Raw genomic sequence first — 19,158 nt, 5'->3', positions numbered from 1 at the left:
GATGACTGCTTCCGTCGGCCCCGTCGGCGTTCCAGTCGGTGTGCTCGGCACCGGTTCGTACCTGCCGGAGCGGGTCGTCGACAACACGGAGATCGCGAACCGAGTACCCGACACCACCGCCGAGTGGATCACCGAGCGCACCCGGATCGAAGGCCGCCGTTACGCGGCCTCGGACCAGGCGACCTCGGACCTCGGCGCCGAGGCGGCTCGCCGCGCGCTGGAGCGGGCAGGGGTCACCGCCGCCGATGTCGACTACCTGATCGTCTCCACGTCCACCGGCGACTCGCCGCAGCCGCCGACCTCGTGCGTGATCCAGCAGGTCATCGGTGCGACTCACGCGGCCTGCTTCGACATCAACGTGGTGTGCGCGGGTTTCGTGTACGGGATGGCACTCGCCCGTGCCCTGGTCACGCTCAATCCCCAGGCGCTCGTGCTGGTGGTCGCCGCCGACGTCTACTCCAGGATCCTCGACTTCGACGACCGCAGCACGGCGGTGTTGCTCGGTGACGGTGCGGGCGCGGCAGTGCTCGGCGCGGTCCCGGCGCCCTACGGGATGCTCGAGGTCGGACTCGCCAGTCGTGGCGAGCGCGGGGACCTGATCCGGGTGGACGCGGGGGGCAGCAGACGACCCACCACCGCGCAGACGGTGGCCGATGGCGGGCACTACTTCCGGATGAACGGCCGGGGTGTCCGAGACTTCGTCATGGACGCGGTACCACCCGCCCTGGACGACCTGCTGTTGCGGGCGGGGCTGCACCTCGGCGACGTCGACCATTTCGTGCCGCACCAGGCCAACGGCGTGCTGCTCGCCCAACTCGTCGAGAAGGCCGGTCTCCAGCACGCCCGTACCCACTACACACTGGAGCGCTACGGCAACGTCGGCAGCGCATCGGTGCCGGTGGTGCTGGATGACGCCAACGCCTCGGGCGCTCTCGCCGACGGCGATCTGATCGTGCTCGCCGCATTCGGCGGCGGCATGTCGTTGGGCACCTGCCTGCTGCGCTGGCGGACCGGATGACGGCCCGGGAGATACGTCGGGTCGGGGTGGTCGGCGGCGGGCTGATGGGCGGCGGCTTCGCAGAACTCTGCGCGCTGCGTGGCTTCGACGTCCACGTGGTCGCCTCCGGTCCGGCCTCGGCTGCCCGGGACCATGCCCGGCTGCTCCGTTCCCTGGAGAAGTCGGTCACCAAGCAGAAGATCACGGCCGAACAGGCGGCGGCGGCCGAGGCGAAGGTGTCGTTCGGCGCCGATCTCGGCGAACTCGCCGACCGTGATCTCGTGCTGGAGGCGGTTCGCGAGGACGAGACAGTCAAGACCGCCGTGTTCCAGACGCTCGACAAGGTCGTCCGGGCGGAGACCGCCGTGCTCGCCTCGACCACCTCGGCGATCCCCCTGATCCGGCTGGCCAAGGTCACGGAGCGGCCGGGGCGCGTGATCGGCGTGCACTTCTTCAACCCGGTCCCGGTGCTGCCCCTGGTCGAGATCGTGCCGTCGTTGCTCACCGACGACAGCACGGTGGAGGACTCGGTGGAGTTCGTGACCACCGGGCTGGCCAAGGAGGTCGTCCGATCTCCCGATCGTGCCGGGTTCGTGGTCAACGCACTGCTGGTGCCGTATCTGCTGTCCGCCATCCGAATGGTCGAGTCCGGCTTCGCCAGCGCTGAGGACGTCGACCGGGGCATGACCCTCGGCTGCGCACACCCGATGGGCCCGCTGCGGCTGATGGACATGATCGGTCTCGACGTAGTCGCCGCCGTCGGCGACGCGCTCTACGCGGAGTACCACGAACCGCTCTACGCGCCGCCGCCGCTGTTGACCAGGATGGTCGACGGCGGGCTGCTCGGGCGCAAAACGGGACGCGGGTTCTACGACTACAGCTAGATTCCCGCCGTGTAGTCCACAACGGATCTCCCGGTCCCGGGCGTCCACCCCGCGTGAATGTGCGGGGGATGCCCGGCCGGGCGACCCGGGGCCTGCCTGGACCGGATCGACGAACACCGGACCGACCTGCGTCCCCGCGGCCTGCGCTAGGCGCTGCGGCTGCGACGACCCGGGGCCTGGCAGCGACCCGGGGAAGGCGATGCCCAACGCCCGGGCCCGGTGCTCGGCGGCGCCGGCGGTGCTCGGTGTTTGATGCCCGGTGCTCGCCCGCCGTACCACCGTCTCGCCGTACCACCGTCTCGCCGTACCACCGTCTCGCCGTACCACCGTCTCGCCGGTCACTCCGGCAGCGCCGCACTCCGGCAGCGCCGTGCGGCGGGCGGGCCGCGGAGGGCGCGGGCGGGCCGCGCCTGCCGACCCGGCCGAGCAGACCGAGCCCTGGTGATGCCTTGTGCTACCCGGCCGTCCGGTATCGAGGTTCGGGTAGCGCCGAAGTCGGCGCCCAAGCCGCTGCGGACAGCCTGCTTGCGGTCCCCGTTCCTCCGGGAGTCATTGCGGCCTGCGGAACCCGGTCGTCGCGATCACACCGCTGATTCCCGCGATCACCAGGCTGATCGCGGTGGCGAGCAGGGCGGACCCGCCACCGGGCAGGCCCAGCGCCACCGCGCGGGTTGCGTCCACCGCGTAGGTCAGCGGGTTGACCGTCGCCACCGCGCCGAGCCAGGCGGGCATGTCCGCGATCGGGACGTAGGCGCTGGAGGCGAACATCAGCGGGAACATGGTCAGCACGCTGACGCTCTGCATCACCTCGGCGTTGCGCATCCAGGTGCCCAGTGCGAGGAACACCCAGGTGATCCCCCAACCGACGACCAGTGCCAGGCTCAGCGAGATCAGCACGCCGGGGAACCCGGTCGCCGGGTAGTAGCCGAACAGCGCACTGGCCAGAGTGTGGATCACGACCAGCTGGAAGCCGGTGCGGACCAGGTCGGAGATGCTCCGAGCGACGAGGATCGAGCTCGGGCGGATCGGCAGCGAGCGCAGCCGGTTGAGCACCCCGTTCTTCATGTCGTCCACCAGACCGACCCCGGACTGGATCGAGGACTGCAAGGCGGTGTTCACCAGGATTGCAGGCATCAGGAACTCGATGTAGTCGACCCCGGCCGGGAAGCTCGCGCCGCTCGCCAGGCTGCCGAAGACCTGGGTGAACAGGACCAGGATGACCACCGGCTGGACCAGGTTCAGCATGACGAGGCGCCAGTCGGTGAGGGTCGCGTGCAGCGATCTGCCGGTGAGCACCGAGATCTGCGTGAACGCGGAACTGCCGCGCCATCGCGGCGGCGCCTGCTGGAACGAGGAGATACTGATCGGAACTCCCAGGGTCAGACGAGGTTCTCGTCGGGTGCGGATCGGATGCGGGTCGCGCGGCCCCTTGCATCCGGGCACGGGTGCGTCACCCCGGCGGGCGGGCCCGCCTCGGATCGGATTCGGGGCCCGATCGCGTCGGGGGCGGTCCGGTGTCGGTCGGCCCGAACCCGTCCTGCCCGGTTACGGGCTAGACCCGCACCGGCAGAGGGGTCTTCGCGACGGCCAGATAGACGTCGTCCAGGGTCGGCTCACCCAGCGCGAGTTCGGAGGCCTCGATGCCGACCTCGTCCAGCGCCCGGACCACGATGGCCACCTCCCGGTTGGCGATGATCGGCATGGTCAGCGTCCGCGCCTCGGCGTTCACCCTGGGGTCCAGCCCGGCCCGTTCGAGGCCCGTGGTCGCCGCTCCGAGATCGTCGGCGGCCGAGATGGTCACCGTCACGGTGCGCTGCCCGACCCCGGCCTTCAGCTCGGCCGGGGTGCCTGCGGCCACCACCTTGCCGTCGGCGAGCACGGTGATCGTGTCGGCCAGATGATCGGCCTCGTCGAGGTACTGGGTGGTGAGCAGCACCGTCGCGCCATCCTCGACCAGGCCCTGCAACAAGGTCCACAGGTTGCGGCGGCTTACTGGATCGAGTCCGGTGGTCGGTTCGTCCAGGAAGATCACCTCGGGCCTGCCCACGATGCAGGAGGCGAGATCGAGGCGCCTGCGCATGCCGCCGGAATAATGGCGTGCGGGCCGCAGCGCGGCATCGGTCAGGCCGAACAGCTCCAGCAGTTCGTCCGCGCGGTCTTTCGCCTTCCTGCGCCCGGCGCCGAGCAGCCTGGCCACCATCACCAGGTTCGACCGGCCGCTGAGTTGCTCGTCGACCGAGGCGAACTGGCCGGTGAGACCGATCCTGGTGCGGATCTCGTGGACGTTCTCGGTCACGTCGAAGCCCGCCACGCGCGCGCTGCCCGAACTCGGCGGCAGCATCGTGGTCAGCACGTTGACCAGGGTCGTCTTCCCCGCGCCGTTGTGGCCGAGTAGACCGAGCACCTTGCCTCGGTCGAGGCTCAGACTCACCGAGTCCAGCGCGGCGACCGCGCCGAAGGTCTTGCCGACTCCACGGGCTTCGATCATCGGTTCGGTCATGACCGGGTCATACCGCCAGGAGTTCCGCGCGGATGTCCGCCAGCACCTCGGTCTTATGCTGGAGCAGGTAGAAGTGCCCGCCTTCGAACACCCGCACGGTGCACTCGGCGTGGGTGTGCTCGCTCCACCGTCGCGCCTCGTCGATCGTCGCCTTGACGTCGTCGTCGCCGATCAGGACGCTGATCGGGCTGCTCAGCGGCGGCCCGGGTCGATAGCGATAAGTTTCGGCGGCCTTGTAGTCGCTGCGGATCGACGGCATGGACATCCGCATGATCTCCTCGTTGCCCAGCGCCCGGTCGTCGGTGCCGCTGAGCGATTGCAGTTCGGCGATCAGCGCATCGTCGTCGCGCTGGTGGACCCGCTCGTCGCGATGGGTGCCGGGTGCCCGACGGCCGGAGACGAACAGCCGCGACGGCGGTACGCCGCCTGCCGCCTCGATGCGCCTGGCGATCTCGAAGGCGAGGATGGCGCCCATGCTGTGGCCGAACAACACGACCGGCCGGTCGAGTTCGGGCTCCAGCGCGGCGAAGGTCTGGTCTGCCAGTTCGTGGAGATCCTCGATGTGGGGTTCGTGCCTGCGGTCCTGCCTGCCGGGGTACTGCACGGCCAGCACATCCGCGACGGGTGCGAGGTCCCGCGCCATCGGCAGGTAGAAGCTTGCGGAGCCGCCCGCATGCGGCAGACAGATCAGGCGGGGTGCCTTGGGTGACGAGGCTTCGAACCGGCGGACCCAGAGGGTGGTGCCGCCTGGTGGCACCCTCGGGTTCTCTCGTTGCACATCGGCGACTCCTGGTGCCATGCGACCGTCCTCCACCTGAGCGCGAGCGGGAAGCTTCTCGGCGAACGGTGCCAGTTCCTTGTTGAGGAAAGTGCCAATCACCCGTGGCTACCGTCGTTCCCATCGCCCGTAGCCGGAGGAAGGGTCCCGTGGTGAACGGAATTTCCACTGGTGCCCGCGGGTCTGCGGCTTTCGGGGCACTCGGTGCTGTGCCGGGGGTGATCGGCTGGACCCCGGCGTTCGACTGGATCGCAGTGGTCGATCGGATCCTCGGCGCGAGCTGTCCGCAGCACCACCCGGTGGAGCGGACTTTCCCCGACGCCAGGCGGAACCGACCGGCCGAGTCGGGCACCGACGATGTCGACCACGCCCACGACTCCGCCACGATCCCGGGCAGCACCGCGCGGTCGCAGCTCGATCGCGCCGTGGCAGGCCCACCCGAGCACCTGGGTCGAGGCTCGCGGAGCAGCACCGTACTGCGGAGCGGGTGCTCTCGGTCGAGTACCGGTTCGCCACGGTGGCGCGTTCGGCCCGGCGAGTACTCCCCGCAGGAGCTCCCGGATCGGCATCTCGAGGCACGAACGGGAGCAGGGGCCACAGCCGTCCCCGCCAGGCAGCAGGGCTGACAGCCGGATCGCGCGGCTCAGCCATGGGTCGCGCCACGCGTGGATGGTGGTTCGACGTGATGACCAGGGCAGGTTCCGAGCCGATCGCGATCGTGGGTATCTCCTGCCGCTTCCCGCAGGCCCCCGATCCCTCGGCCTTCTGGCGGTTGCTGACCGACGGCATCGATGCGATCCGGGACGCCCCTGTCGATCGGTACCCGGCAGGCACTGCGGCCGGGTACCTCGACGAGGTCGATCGATTCGACCCCGCCTTCTTCGGGCTCTCGCCGAGCGAGGCCGCCATGATGGATCCGCAGCAGCGGCTCGTGCTGGAACTGAGCTGGGAAGCCCTGGAGAACGCGGGCATCCTGCCCGGGACGCTCGCGGGCGGACCGGCCGGGGTGTTCGTCGGCGCGATGGCCGAGGACTACCGCGCGCTGGCGGGGCTGGACGGTTCGTCCGGCCGGTACGTGCTGACCGGGCTCTACCGCAGCATGATCGCCAATCGCATCTCCTACTTCCTGCGGCTGCACGGTCCGAGCCTGACCGTGGACACCGGACAGTCCTCCTCGTTGGTCGCGGTGCACCTCGCCTGTGAGAGCCTGCGCGCCGGGGAATCCGGCCTCGCCCTCGCAGGCGGGGTGCAGCTCAATCTCGTGCCGGACGGCACCGCGCACCTTGCCGCGCTCGGAGTGCTCTCCCCGGACGGACGTTGTCACACCTTCGACCACCGGGCGAACGGGATCGTGCGCGGCGAGGGCGGCGGGTTCGTCGTGCTCAAACGGCTGGCCGATGCCGTGTCCGACGGTGACACAGTGCACGGGGTCATCCTCGGCAGTGCGACCAACAACGACGGCGGTGGTGCGAACCTCACCGCACCGAGCGAGACGGCGCAGCGCGACCTGCTGCGGACCGCCTGCCGCAGCGCCGGGGTCGAACCCGCCGAGGTGCAGTACGTGGAGCTGCACGGCACCGGCACCCGGGTCGGCGATCCGATCGAGGCCGCCGCGCTCGGGGCCGCACTCGGCGCGGAACGGTCCCCGGCGACACCATTGCTGGTCGGCTCGGTGAAGACCAACATCGGACACCTGGAGGGCGCCTCGGGCATCGCGGGCCTGCTGAAGACCGTGCTCGCGTTGCGCCACGAGGAATTGCCGCCCTCGCTGAACTTCGAACGGCCCAATCCGGCGATCTCGCTGCCGGAACTGGGGTTGCGCGTGCAGACCGCGCGTACCGGCTGGCCCGGGCCGGACCACCCGCCGGTGGCCGGGGTGTCCTCCTTCGGGATCGGCGGCACCAACTGCCATGTGGTGCTTGCCGGCTACGCCGAGGCATCGGTGACCGGGGAGCCCGGGGCCGGGTCCGGCGCGCCGGGCGCGGGTCTGGCAACACCGACCTGGCTGCTCTCCGCGCGGAGCCGACGGGCGCTGCGCGGACAGGCCGAACGGCTCGCCGCGTTCGCCGAGGAACAGGCGGACCTGCCGGTGGAGGCGATCGGCGCGGCGCTGCGGGATACCCGCACCACCTTCGAGCACCGCGCGGTGGTGCAGGCGGCCACCCGCGCGGACCTGATCGAGGCGACCCGTGCGCTGGCGCTCGGGGAGCCGGACCCGAGGCTGACCGCAGGCGTGACCGACGCCGAGGGCGAGGTCGTCTTCGTGTTCCCCGGCCAGGGTGCGCAGTGGGCGGACATGGCGGTGGAGCTGCTCGACACCGTGCCGGTGTTCGCCGAGCACGTCGAGGCCTGCTCCCTGGCACTGGCCCGACATACCGGATGGTCGGTGCTCGATGTGCTGCGCGGTGTCGAGGGCGCCCCGGACCTGGGGCGGACCGCCGTGGTGCAGCCGGTGCTGTTCGCGATGTCGGTGTCACTGGCACAGACCTGGCGGGCCGCCGGGATCGAGCCCGCCGCGGTGATCGGTCATTCGCAGGGCGAGGTCGCGGCCGCCCATGTCGCGGGGGCATTGTCCCTGGACGATGCCGCGAAGATCGCCGCCCTGCGGGTCGGCATCACCACCGACCTTCTCGCCGACTCCGGTGGCGGGATGCTCATTCTCGGGACGAGCGCGCAGGACTACCGCGAGCGGTTCGCTGAACTGGCGCCGGGGGTGTCGATCGCCGCGTTGAACGGCCCGGAATCCATCGTGCTCGCCGGGCCCCAGTCGACGCTGGACGCATTCGCCGAGCTCGTGGCCGCGCAGGGCGTGCGGTGCCGGGGCGTGCGAGCGGCCGAGTTCGCCTCGCACTCACCCGCCGTGGAACCTGCGGAACAGGCCCTGCGCGCCGCCTTCGCCGGTATCGAGCCCCGCCGGTGCCCGGTGCGCATCCTCTCCACGGTGACCGGCGACTGGGTCGACGGTGCCGACCTGGACGCGGACTACTGGTACCGCAACCTGCGAAGCACCGTCCGGTTCGAGCCGGGCGTCCGGGCACTCGCCGCGTCGGGGCACGACTTCTTCATCGAGGTGAGCCCGCACCCGATCCTCGTTCCCGCCATCGAGGACACTCTCGCCGGGGAGACCCGGCTCAGGGTCGTGATCGGGACGCTGCGTCGCGACGAGCCCGCCGTGCTGAACCTGTTGTCCGGGGCGGCGCAGCTGCACGTCCGAGGGCTCTCCCCGGACTGGAACGGTCTGCTGCCGTCGGCCGGTGCCGAGCGGGTGGAACTGCCCACCTACGCCTTCCAACGCCGTCGTCACTGGCTGGACGGCTCCGCGCCAGAGGGTGATCCGGAGCAGGCCGCGCGCAGTGCGTCAGAGTGGGAAGCCCTCATCGTCCGCAGGCTCGGCGGCATCATCGGCGACGGTGCGGCGGTGGATCCGCGCGCCACCTTCAAGGATCTCGGCTGCGATTCGATGTCCCTCGTCGAACTACGCGCCCAGGTCGGCGCGACGATCGGACGGCCGATCCCGGTGTCCGTGCTCTTCAGCTACCCGACACCCGCAGCGCTCGCCGGCCACCTCGCGGCCGAGCAGCCCGACGATGTCGACCTCGGTGCCACCGAGGCTGCCGGGGTTCCTGATCTCGCGGAACCGCTGGCGATCGTGTCGATGGCCTGCCGATTCCCCGGCGGGGTCGTCTCGCCGGAGCAGTTGTGGGACGTCGTGGCCGCAGGCGGCGACGTGGTGTCGGACTGGCCCCAGGACCGAGGTTGGGATCTGGCAGGCAGCTACGACCCGCAGCCCGGCCTGCCAGGCAGGTCCTACGCAAAGGAGGGCGGGTTCCTTACGGGCGCGGGCGGGTTCGACGCAGACTTCTTCGGGGTGTCCCCGCGTGAGGCGCTGGCGATGGACCCGCAGCAGCGGTTGCTGCTCGAGGTGTCCTGGGAGGCCGTGGAGCGGGCCGGGCTGGCTGCGAATTCCCTGCAGGGCAGCGACACCGGGGTGTTCGTCGGCACCACGACGCAGGAGTACGGCGCCCGCCTGCATGAGGCTGCGGACGATTCCGGCGGCTACACCCTGACCGGCACCGCGGCGAGCGTCGCCTCCGGCCGGATCGCCTACACGCTCGGCCTGCTGGGGCCCTCCATGACCGTGGACACCGCATGTTCGTCCTCGCTGGTGGCCCTGCACCTGGCCGCGCGGGCGCTGCGCCAGGGCGAGTGCTCGATGGCGTTGGTCGGTGGGGCGACGGTGATGGCCACGCCGGGGGTCTTCGTGGAGTTCAGCAGACAGCGGGGACTGGCACCGGACGGGCGTTGCAAGGCCTTCGCGGAGTCCGCCGACGGCACCGGCTGGTCCGAGGGCGTCGGTGTGCTGCTGGTGGAGCGGCTCTCAGACGCCCGGCGCAACGGGCATCCGGTGTTGGCGGTGGTGCGGGGTTCTGCGGTGAACTCCGATGGCGCCTCGAACGGCCTCACCGCGCCGAATGGCGTCGCGCAGCAGCGGGTGATTCGGCGTGCGTTGGCGGATGCGGGTCTTGTCGCGTCGGAGGTGGACGCGGTGGAGGCGCACGGGACCGGGACCACCTTGGGTGATCCGATCGAGGCGCAGGCGTTGTTGGCGACTTATGGTCGGGATCGCCCGGCGGATCGGCCGTTGTGGTTGGGGTCGTTGAAGTCGAATATCGGTCATTCCCAGGCTGCGGCCGGGGTCGGCGGCGTCATCAAGATGGTGCAGGCGTTGCGCCATGGGGTGTTGCCGAAGACCTTGCATGTGGATGTGCCGTCGTCGCATGTGGACTGGGATGCGGGTGCGGTGCGGTTGTTGACGGAGCAGGTCGAGTGGCCTGCGGTGGACCGGCCTCGGCGGGTCGGGGTGTCCTCCTTCGGGATCTCCGGCACCAACGCGCACGTGATCGTCGAGGAGGCGCCGGAACCCGCCGAGGTGGTGGCAGGCCCCGATGCCGAACCCGGGGTGGTGCCGTGGTTGCTGTCGGCCCGTTCGCCTGCGGCGTTATCGGACCTGGCGGGCCGGTTGGCCGAGCAGGTCGGTGCGGATTCGGATCTGTCGCCGGTGGACACCGCCTTCACGTTGGCGGTGGCCCGCGATGCGATGGAGCACCGCGCTGTGGTGATCGGGGCGGAGCCCGCCGAACTGCTGGCCGGATTGGGAATGGTGCCCGAGAACTTCGATCGCGCCGGTTCCGTCGGTCGGGTGGTTCTGGTGTTTCCGGGTCAGGGTTCGCAGTGGGTGGGGATGGGTCGGGAGTTGTTGGGGTGTTCTCCGGTGTTCGCTGCGCGGTTCGCGGAGTGCGGGGAGGCGTTGGCCCCGTGGGTTGACTGGTCTCTTGTCGCTGCTTTGGATGATGAGGGGTTGTTGGCGCGGGTTGATGTTGTTCAGCCGGTGTTGTTTGCGGTGTTGGTGTCGTTGGCTGCGGTGTGGGAGTCCTTTGGTGTTCGGCCGGATGCGGTGGTGGGTCATTCCCAGGGTGAGATCGCCGCGGCGGTGGTGGCGGGTGGCTTGTCGTTGTCTGATGGCGCGCGGGTGGTGTGTGCTCGTTCCCGGTTGATCGCCCAGACCCTGGCGGGGGGCGGCGGGATGCTGTCGGTGGCCCTGCCCGAAGACGAGGTCCGCTCCCGCCTCACGACGTTCGACGCCGGTGCCGACGCCGATGCCGATGCCGGTGCCGGTGGTGTGTCGGTGGCGGCGGTGAACGGCCCGTCGTCGGTGGTGGTCTCCGGCGAGCCCGTCGCCTTGGCCGGCTTCGCCGAGGGGTGTGAGTCCGAGGGTGTTCGGGTGCGGTGGGTTGCGGTGGATTATGCGTCGCATTCCGAGCAGGTGGAGCGGCTCGAAGCGGACTTGCTGGCGGTGTTGGCGGAGGTCACGCCGCGCAGCAGCGAGGTGGGTTTCTTCTCCACGGTGACCGGTGACTGGATCGAGACCAGTGAGTTGGATGCCGGGTATTGGTATCGGAATCTTCGTCAGACGGTGCATTTCCACTCTGCGATCACTGCGTTGGCGGAGCAGGGCTACACCGGATTCGTGGAGTCCTCACCGCATCCGGTGCTCACGATGTCCATCCAGGACACCCTGGACGGTCCGGGCTTCCTGGACGAAGACGGGCTGTTGGTGACTGGGACGCTGCGGCGGGACGACGGTGGGCTGCGCCGGTTGTACGACAGCGTGGGCCAGGTCTGGATGCGTGGTTATCCGGTGGACTGGGCCTCGGCCTTCGGCGACCACTCCCGGCGGGTGCCGCTGCCCACCTACCCGTTCCAGCACACCCGCTACTGGTTGGAAACGCGGCAGGCCGCGCGCCGCGACGAGGCCGTGGACGACTGGCGCTACCGCATCGCCTGGGCGGACCTCGCCTCGGACGCCCACGCACGACTTTCCGGCACCTGGCTCGCGGTGACCACCGGCGGGCACGAGCCGGATCTGTACACCGAGCTGGCCGGTCGGGGCGCGGTCATCCGCACCGTCGCCCTCGGCGAAGAAGGCGAGCTCGCCGAATCCCTGCGGGCCGCCGCCGACGAACCACCCGTGGGCGTACTGCTGCTGCTCGGTTCGGACGACGCCGGGCCGACCCTCGTCCCGGCCGGACTCGACGCGATCACCCGACTGCTCCGGGCCCTCGCCGAGGCCGAGATCTCCGCGCCGCTGTGGTGCGTCACCCGTGGCGCCGTCTCGACCGGCGACACCGACCGGCTGGCCAGCCCGGACCAGGCGACCGCCTGGGGCCTGGGCCTGGTCGCCGCGCTGGAGCACCCGCGACGCTGGGGCGGACTGATCGACCTCCCGGCGCAGGACGGCGACTGGGCGGGGGCACTCGCCGCAGCCCTCACCCGCATGGACGGCGAGGACCAGCTCGCGATTCGCCCGGACGGCGTCTACGGCAGGCGGCTGGTCCGCGCGCCGTTGCCCGCACACGCCGGGCAATCCTTCCGGCCAGCCGGCACGGTCCTCGTCACCGGCGGCACCGGCACCCTCGGCGCGCACATCGCACGGTGGCTTGCTCGCGCCGGTGCCGATCACCTCGTGCTCGTCGGCCGCCGAGGCGCCGCCACCGACGGTGCTCCCGAACTCGTGGCCGAACTGGAGGAGGCGGGTACCGAGGTGACCGTCGCGGCCTGCGACATCACCGATCGCGCCGCAGTGGCCGACCTCGCGGCACGGCTGGCCGCCGCCGGGCACCCGGTGCGCAGCATCGTGCACGCGGCCGGGATCGGTGTCCTGGAACCGCTCTCCTCCCTGGGCGTCGAGTCGATGGCCGAGGTGCTCGCCGCGAAGGTCGGCGGGCTGCGCAACCTCGACGAGGTGTTCGACCTCGCGGCCATGGACAAGGTGCTGCTGTTCTCCTCGATCTCCTCGGCCTGGGGCGTGGCCGACCACGGCGCCTATGCCGCCGCGAACGCCTACCTCGATGCCTTCGCCCGACAGCGGTGGGCCGACGGCGCGCCGATCCGGTCGATCGCCTGGGGACCCTGGGGCGGCGGCGGGATGATCCCCGAATCCTTGCAGGACGTCCTGCGCAGACGCGGGGTGCCGGTGCTCGACCCGGCCACCGCTGTCCGAGGCCTGGAGCGGGCTGCGGGCGAGGACACCCCGTTCCTCGCCATCGCCGAGGTGGACTGGCCGCGCTTCCTGCCGGTCTTCTCCTCCACCCGAACCAGCACCTTGTTCACCGCCATCGCCGAAGAGCAGGAGAACACCGGCCCGGCGGTCCCGCCACAGGGCAGCAGGATCCGAGCGGAACTCGCAGGCCGATCCGGCGCCGAACGCAAGCGGGCCCTGCTCGAACTCGTGCAGAAGCACACGGCGGCCGTGCTCGGGCACACCGGGCGCGAATCGGTCGCCGGGCAGCGCGCGTTCACCGAACTCGGCTTCGACTCGCTCACCGCGGTGGAACTGCGCAACCGGCTGACCGGGGCGACCGGCCTGCGCCTGCCCGCCACCCTGGTCTACGACTACCCGTCCCCGACGGAACTCGCGCACCACCTGGAGATCGGCCTGTTCGACGACGGTGGCGCGGCGGTGGCCCCGGTGGGGGCGGTCACGGTCGCCGATCCGGCGGAACCGATCGCGATCGTCGCGATGAGCTGTCGGCTGCCCGGCGGCCTGTCCAGTCCCGAGGAACTGTTCGAGTTCGTCGCCGCAGGGGGCGACGCGATCGGCACCTTCCCGCTCGACCGTGGCTGGGACCTCGCCGCACTCTTCAACGAGGATCCGCAGGCCCGAGGGCGCAGCTACGTCCGCGAGGGCGGGTTCCTCCAGGACGTCGCCGGATTCGACGCCGGGTTCTTCGGAATCTCGCCCCGCGAGGCGCTGTCCATGGACCCGCAGCAGCGGCTGCTGTTGGAGACCTCCTGGGAGGCCCTGGAGCGGGGCGGGCTCGACCCTCGTTCGCTGCGTGGCAGCCAGACCGGCGTGTTCGTCGGGCTCGGCGAGCAGTACTACGGATCGGTCCTGCGGCGGGACGAGAGCGCGGACGAGAGCTACGCGGTCACCGGCGAGGCAGGCAGCGTCGCCTCCGGCCGGATCGCTTATGTCCTCGGGCTGGAAGGCCCCGCGCTCACCATCGACACCGCCTGCTCCTCCTCCCTGGTCGCCATGCATCTGGCGGTCCGGGCGCTGCGTGCCGGGGAGTGCGGACTGGCGCTCGCGGGCGCGGCCATGGTGATGTCCACCCCAGCGCAGTTCAGCGGCTTCAGCTCGCAGCGGGGTCTGGCGCCGGATGGCCGGTGCAAGTCCTTCGCGGAGGCGGCCGACGGATTCGCGTTGTCCGAAGGTGCCGGGATGCTCGTCCTCGAGAGGCTGTCGGACGCCCGGCGCAACGGGCACGAGGTGCTGGCGGTGGTGCGCGGTTCCGCAGTGAATCAGGACGGTGCCTCGAACGGTCTGACGGCGCCGAACGGCCCGTCGCAGCAGCGGGTGATCCGGCAGGCGTTGACGAATTCCGGTCTCGAGGCGTCCGAGGTCGATGTGGTGGAGGCGCACGGGACCGGGACCACCTTGGGTGATCCGATCGAGGCGCAGGCGTTGTTGGCGACTTATGGTCGGGATCGTCCGGCGGAGCGGCCGTTGTGGTTGGGCTCGGTGAAGTCGAACATCGGCCACACCCAGACCGTGGCGGGGCTGGCGGGCGTGATCAAGATCGTCGAGTCGATGCGACGCGGGATACTGCCGAAGACCCTGCACGTGGACGCGCCGACCTCCCACGTGGACTGGGATTCGGGTGCGGTCCGACTGCTGACGGAGCAGGTGGAATGGCCGGATACCGGCGAGCCTCGACGGGCGGGCGTCTCCGCGTTCGGGATCAGCGGCACCAACGCACACGTCGTGCTGGAACAAGCACCGGACCAGCCGGAGACCGCCCCGCCGCCGGAGACTCTTCCGGTGGCGCCCTGGGTGCTGTCGGCGCGGTCGGCCCAAGCGCTGCGGGCGCAGGCCGCCCGGCTGGCCGAGCACGCCGGTTCGCGCCCCGAACTGTCCGCGATGGATCTGGGCTGTTCGCTGGTGGCCGCGCGATCGGCCCTCGAGATCCGCGCGGTGCTGGCAGGCGATCGGGACGAACTGCTCGCCGGGCTCCACACGATCGATACCGGCGTGGTGAGCGGTCCTGCTGGTCGGGTGGCCTTGGTGTTTCCGGGTCAGGGTTCGCAGTGGGTGGGGATGGGTCGGGAGTTGCTGGGGTCTTCACCGGTGTTTGCTGCGCGGTTTGCGGAGTGTGGGGAGGCGTTGGGGGAGTGGGTCGACTGGTCTCTTGTCGCTGCTGTGGATGATGAGGGGTTGTTGGCGCGGGTTGATGTTGTTCAGCCGGTGTTGTTTGCGGTGTTGGTGTCGTTGGCTGCGGTGTGGGAGTCGTTTGGTGTTCGGCCGGATGCGGTGGTGGGTCATTCGCAGGGGGAGATCGCCGCGGCGGTGGTCGCGGGTGGCTTGTCGTTGTCTGATGGCGCGCGGGTGGTGTGTGCTCGTTCCCGGTTGATCGCCCAGACCCTGGCGGGGGGCGGCGGGATGCTGTCGGTGGCCCTGCCCGAAGACGAGGTCCGCTCCCGCCTCACGACGTTCGACGCCGGTGCCGACGCCGATGCCGATGCCGGTGCCGATGCCGGTGCCGGTGGTGTGTCGGTGGCGGCGGTGAACGGCCCGTCGTCGGTGGTGGTCTCCGGCGAACCCGAGGCCTTGGCCGGGTTCGCCGAGGCGTGTGAGTCCGACGGGGTTCGCCTTCGGCGTATTGCGGTGGATTATGCGTCGCATTCCGAGCAGGTGGAGCGGCTCGAAGCGGACTTGCTGGCGGTGTTGGCGGAGGTCACGCCGCGCAGCAGCGAGGTGGGTTTCTTCTCCACGGTGACCGGTGACTGGATCGAGACCAGTGAGTTGGATGCCGGGTATTGGTATCGGAATCTTCGTCAGACGGTGCATTTCCACTCTGCGATCACTGCGTTGGCGGAGCAGGGCTACACCGGATTCGTGGAGTCCTCACCGCATCCGGTGCTCACGATGTCCATCCAGGACACCCTGGACGCCCTGGAGGTCGACGGCGCCCTGGTGACCGGGACGCTGCGCAGGGACGACGGTGGGCTGCGCCGCTTGTACGACAGCGTGGGCCAGGCCTGGGCGCTGGGGTATCCGGTGGACTGGACCCCGGCGTTCGGCGACCACTCCCGGCCGGTGCCGCTGCCCACCTACCCGTTCCAACACACCCACTACTGGCCCGACGTGCCGGTGCCGGACGGCGCCGTCGACTCCTGGCGCTACCGGCTGGAATGGACCTCGATCGACCCGCCGGAAAACCCGGACTCAGGCGGAACCTGGTTGCTGGTCGCCCCCGACGCCTGCCGCTCGCTCGCCGAGGCCTGCGCGCGGGGAATGGAGAGCAGCGGCCAGAAGGTCGTGTCGGTGGAGGTGGACCACGACGACCGGTCCCGGCTTGCCGAACGCCTTCGCGCGGCCACCGACGACCACGACCTGCGCGGCGTGCTGTCCCTGCTGGCCACCGACGGCAGACCGGAACCCGACGCGCCTGCCCTGCGCCGAGGATTGACCGGGACCTTCCGACTCGTCCAAGCCCTGCTCGACATCGGGGTGGAAGCCCCGCTGTGGACGGTGACCACCGCCGCAACCGCCGCAGCAGGCGAACCGGTTGACCACCCGGATCAAGCTGCGGCCTGGGGTTTCGGCATCGTCGCAGGCCTGGACCTGCCCGATCACTGGGGCGGTCTGATCGACCTGCCTGCCGCACCCGGTGAACAGGACATCGAGTTGCTGTGCGCGGCCCTGTCCGGTGCAGGCGACGAGGACCAGCTCGCGGTGCGTTCCGGAGGACTCCACGGCAGGAGACTGGTCCGGGCGAACCAGCCCGAACTCCCCGGCACCCCGTGGACCCCGCGCGGCACCGCGCTGATCACCGGCGGCACCGGTGCGCTCGGTGCGCATGCCGCCCGTTGGCTTGCCGCGAACGGCGCCGAGCACCTGGTGCTCACCAGCCGCAGCGGCAGCGCCGCTCCGGGAGCCTCGGAGTTGACGGCCGAGCTGACCGCCCTCGGCGCCGAGGTCACCATCGCAGCCTGTGACGTCGCAGACCGGGACGCGGTGGCGGACCTGCTGCGCTCGCTGCCCGAACCGCCCGCCGCGATCGTGCACGCCGCCGGGATCGTCGCCCCCGAGACCCCGCTCACCGATCTCGAGCTCACCGACTTCACCGCGATGTTCGGCGCCAAGGTCGCCGGAGCACGGCATCTCGACGAACTGACCAGCGGGCTCGACCTGGACGCCTTCGTGTTGTTCTCCTCCGGCGCAGGGGTGTGGGGCAATGCCAGGCAGCCCGGCTACGCTGCGGCCAACGCCTACCTGGACGCGCTCGCCCATCGGCGGCAGGCGCTCGGACTCCCCGCCACCGCCATCTCCTGGGGTGCCTGGGCGGGCGGCGGCATGGTGGATGCCCAGGAGGCCGTCCGGCTGCGCCAACGCGGCGTCCCCGCGATGGCGCCGGAGCTGGCCGTCACCGCGATGGAGCAGGCCGTCCGGTCGGGGGTGCCACACGTGGTGGTCGCCGACATCGACTGGACGCGGTTCGCGCCCACGTACACGCTGGTCAGGGCCCGCCCCCTCCTCGGTGATCTACCCGAGGTGCGTGCGCTCACCGAGGCCGAACCGGCCGTCGCGGTGGCGGCCGAGGACGACCGCACGGACTTCGCCAGGACGCTGGCCGGGCTCAGCCCCGCCGAGCAGCGGCGCTCGCTGATCGACCTCGTCAACTCCCAGGCCGCCAGGGTGCTCGGCCATTCGGGGACGCTCGCCGGAACGGGCCGACAGACCTTCCGAGAGCTGGGGTTCGACTCGGTGACCGCAGTCGACTTCCGCAACCGGCTCGGCACCGTGGTCGGGCTGCGGCTGCCCGCCACCCTCGTCTTCGATTTCCCCACCCCCGCCGCTCTCGCCGAGCAGCTGCTCGGAACCCTGGTGGTGCCCGACCACCGGCCCGACGATCGGGACCCGTTGGCCGAACTGGAGCGATTCGAGCTCGGATTGACCAGGACGCCGCCCACCGGGGCCGAGCGTGCCGAGCTCGCCACTCGCCTGGAAGCGCTGCTGCGCAGGTGGGGAGCTCCCGCCGTCGCCGATCACAGCGGCGAGGAGCCCGAGGACCTGTTGGACACCGCGACCGACGACGAGATGTTCGAGCTCATCGACAACGAACTCGGCCTCGCCTGACTCAAGCGGACCGGGCGGAAGGGGCCTCGATGAGGCGGACAGCCGACCACCTATTCGGGGGAGACCCCGCCTGCCCGCGAACTTCCGGTGTCGATCCTCGGACTGACAGCGCCGAGACGACCGTTACGCCCCGACCGACGGACACCACCGAGGGCGGCAGCGCTCACCCGCTGCAGCCTGCCCGCAGCCGAACCCACTGAGGAGACAGGACGACATGCAGCTGGTCATGACCCTATTGGTACGCGACGAGGTCGACGTGGTCGCGGCGACGATCGAGCACCACTTCGATGCGGGTGTCGATCTGATCGTGGCCACCGACAACGGTTCCGTGGACGGCACGGTGGAGGTGCTGGAGGCGTATCGCGACCTCGGGATGCTCGAACTGCACCACGAACCGACCCAGGACTATGAACAGGGCCGCTGGGTGACCAGGATGGCCCGCCGGGCCGCCGAGGCCCACGGCGCCGACTGGGTGATCAACTGCGATGCCGACGAGTTCTTCTGGCCGGACGGCGCCGCCACGGTGGAACGCGGTGCGCTGGCCTCGGCCTTCGCCGAGGTGGAACCACAGGCAGGCCTGCTGCCGGTGCGGCCGGACAACCTCGTCGCCGATCCGGATGCCACCGGTCCGTGGCTCGACCGGCTCATCCTGCGGGACACCACCTCACTGGCCGATCTCGGGCACGGGGACCCGGCCAAGGTCTGCCACCGGGGTGATCCCGAGGTGACGGTGGACCAGGGCAACCACGGGGCCTCCGGGCCGAACCTGGGGCCGAAGGCGCAACACCGGCCGCTGTCGCTGTTGCATGTTCCCGACCGGGGTTACGAGCAGTACTGCCGCAAGATCATCAATGGTGGCTCGTCCTACAACACGAACCAGCGGCTGAGCCCCTATGCGGGTTTCCACTGGCGGCAGGACTACGCAGCCTTCCAGGCCGGGCGGCTGGCCGAGATCTACGCCGGGCGGCAGCGCGACCGGGCCACCGTGGACGCCGACCTGGCGACGGGGCTGTTGGTCTCGGACACTCGCCTGCGTGACCGGCTCACCGCGCTGATGGACACCGCCTTGATCCCACAGGCCCTCGATGCGGTACTGCGTGGTGACTCGATCGCCGCAATAGCGGACTGACGCACCTCCCGACCGGAATCGTCGGGTAGTCCCGTGCCGGGTGGTGTTTTCCGGCTCGTGCGCACGCGATCACGGAACTGCGGAAGATCTTCGGATGATGTCACTCGATCCGATGGCGGCATCGAATTCGCGAACGGGTCCGCCAGCGCTGCTCGGCGACGGCGGCGTGC

General features: G+C 70.6%; 7 protein-coding genes. 4 read left to right on the top strand and 3 right to left on the bottom strand.

All coding sequences use genetic code 11. The features are described 5' to 3' along the window. Position 1: 1 nt before the first annotated feature. Together UA75_RS17060 and UA75_RS17055 are read left to right on the top strand one after the other, a co-directional pair. Positions 2-1,018, top strand: coding sequence for a 3-oxoacyl-ACP synthase III family protein (locus UA75_RS17060; RefSeq protein WP_075741086.1), 1,017 nt, complete (start codon positions 2-4; stop codon positions 1,016-1,018). Beyond that, entirely contained in the window at positions 1,015-1,881 is an 867-nt protein-coding gene (locus UA75_RS17055; protein ID WP_075741085.1) for a 3-hydroxybutyryl-CoA dehydrogenase, read from the top strand. The genes UA75_RS17060 and UA75_RS17055 overlap by 4 nt, the downstream gene beginning before the upstream one ends. Positions 1,882-2,430: 549 nt before the next feature. Here the strand turns inward: UA75_RS17055 and UA75_RS17050 are convergent. The 3 genes from UA75_RS17050 to UA75_RS17040 form a co-directional block, all read right to left on the bottom strand. After that, positions 2,431-3,324, bottom strand: coding sequence for an ABC transporter permease (locus UA75_RS17050; RefSeq protein ID WP_232237287.1), 894 nt, complete (start codon positions 3,322-3,324; stop codon positions 2,431-2,433). Between the two features lie 109 nt (positions 3,325-3,433). Next, the gene (locus UA75_RS17045; RefSeq protein ID WP_075741084.1) at positions 3,434-4,381 is read right to left on the bottom strand and encodes an ATP-binding cassette domain-containing protein; all 948 of its coding nucleotides are present in this window, start codon (positions 4,379-4,381) and stop codon (positions 3,434-3,436) included. Positions 4,382-4,388: 7 nt separating this feature from the next. After that, complete coding sequence (locus UA75_RS17040) at positions 4,389-5,261, bottom strand: thioesterase II family protein (protein WP_232237286.1); 873 nt, start codon at positions 5,259-5,261, stop codon at positions 4,389-4,391. A 583-nt stretch (positions 5,262-5,844) separates the two neighbouring features. Between UA75_RS17040 and UA75_RS33980 the strand changes: the two genes are divergently transcribed. Both UA75_RS33980 and UA75_RS17025 read left to right on the top strand, forming a co-directional pair. Continuing rightward, positions 5,845-17,859, top strand: coding sequence for a type I polyketide synthase (locus UA75_RS33980; protein ID WP_083691035.1), 12,015 nt, complete (start codon positions 5,845-5,847; stop codon positions 17,857-17,859). A 226-nt stretch (positions 17,860-18,085) separates the two neighbouring features. Next, entirely contained in the window at positions 18,086-18,988 is a 903-nt protein-coding gene (locus tag UA75_RS17025; RefSeq protein ID WP_198042741.1) for a glycosyltransferase family 2 protein, read from the top strand. Positions 18,989-19,158: the final 170 nt, after the last annotated feature.

The organism is Actinoalloteichus sp. GBA129-24 (assembly GCF_001941645.1).
GTDB lineage: Bacteria > Actinomycetota > Actinomycetes > Mycobacteriales > Pseudonocardiaceae > Actinoalloteichus_A > Actinoalloteichus_A fjordicus.
The sequence above is the reverse complement of the archived record's forward strand: the minus strand, read 5'-3'. Positions and strand labels throughout refer to the sequence as shown.

What these genes read in the sequence shown, in the direction of transcription:
- UA75_RS17060 (WP_075741086.1), top strand. Translation starts at nt 2, where the DNA reads ATGACTGCTTCCGTCGGCCCCGTCGGCGTTCCAGTCGGTGTGCTCGGC.
- UA75_RS17055 (WP_075741085.1), top strand. Translation starts at nt 1,015, where the DNA reads ATGACGGCCCGGGAGATACGTCGGGTCGGGGTGGTCGGCGGCGGGCTG.
- UA75_RS17045 (WP_075741084.1), bottom strand. Translation starts at nt 4,381, where the DNA reads ATGACCGAACCGATGATCGAAGCCCGTGGAGTCGGCAAGACCTTCGGC.
- UA75_RS33980 (WP_083691035.1), top strand. Translation starts at nt 5,845, where the DNA reads ATGACCAGGGCAGGTTCCGAGCCGATCGCGATCGTGGGTATCTCCTGC.
- UA75_RS17025 (WP_198042741.1), top strand. Translation starts at nt 18,086, where the DNA reads ATGACCCTATTGGTACGCGACGAGGTCGACGTGGTCGCGGCGACGATC.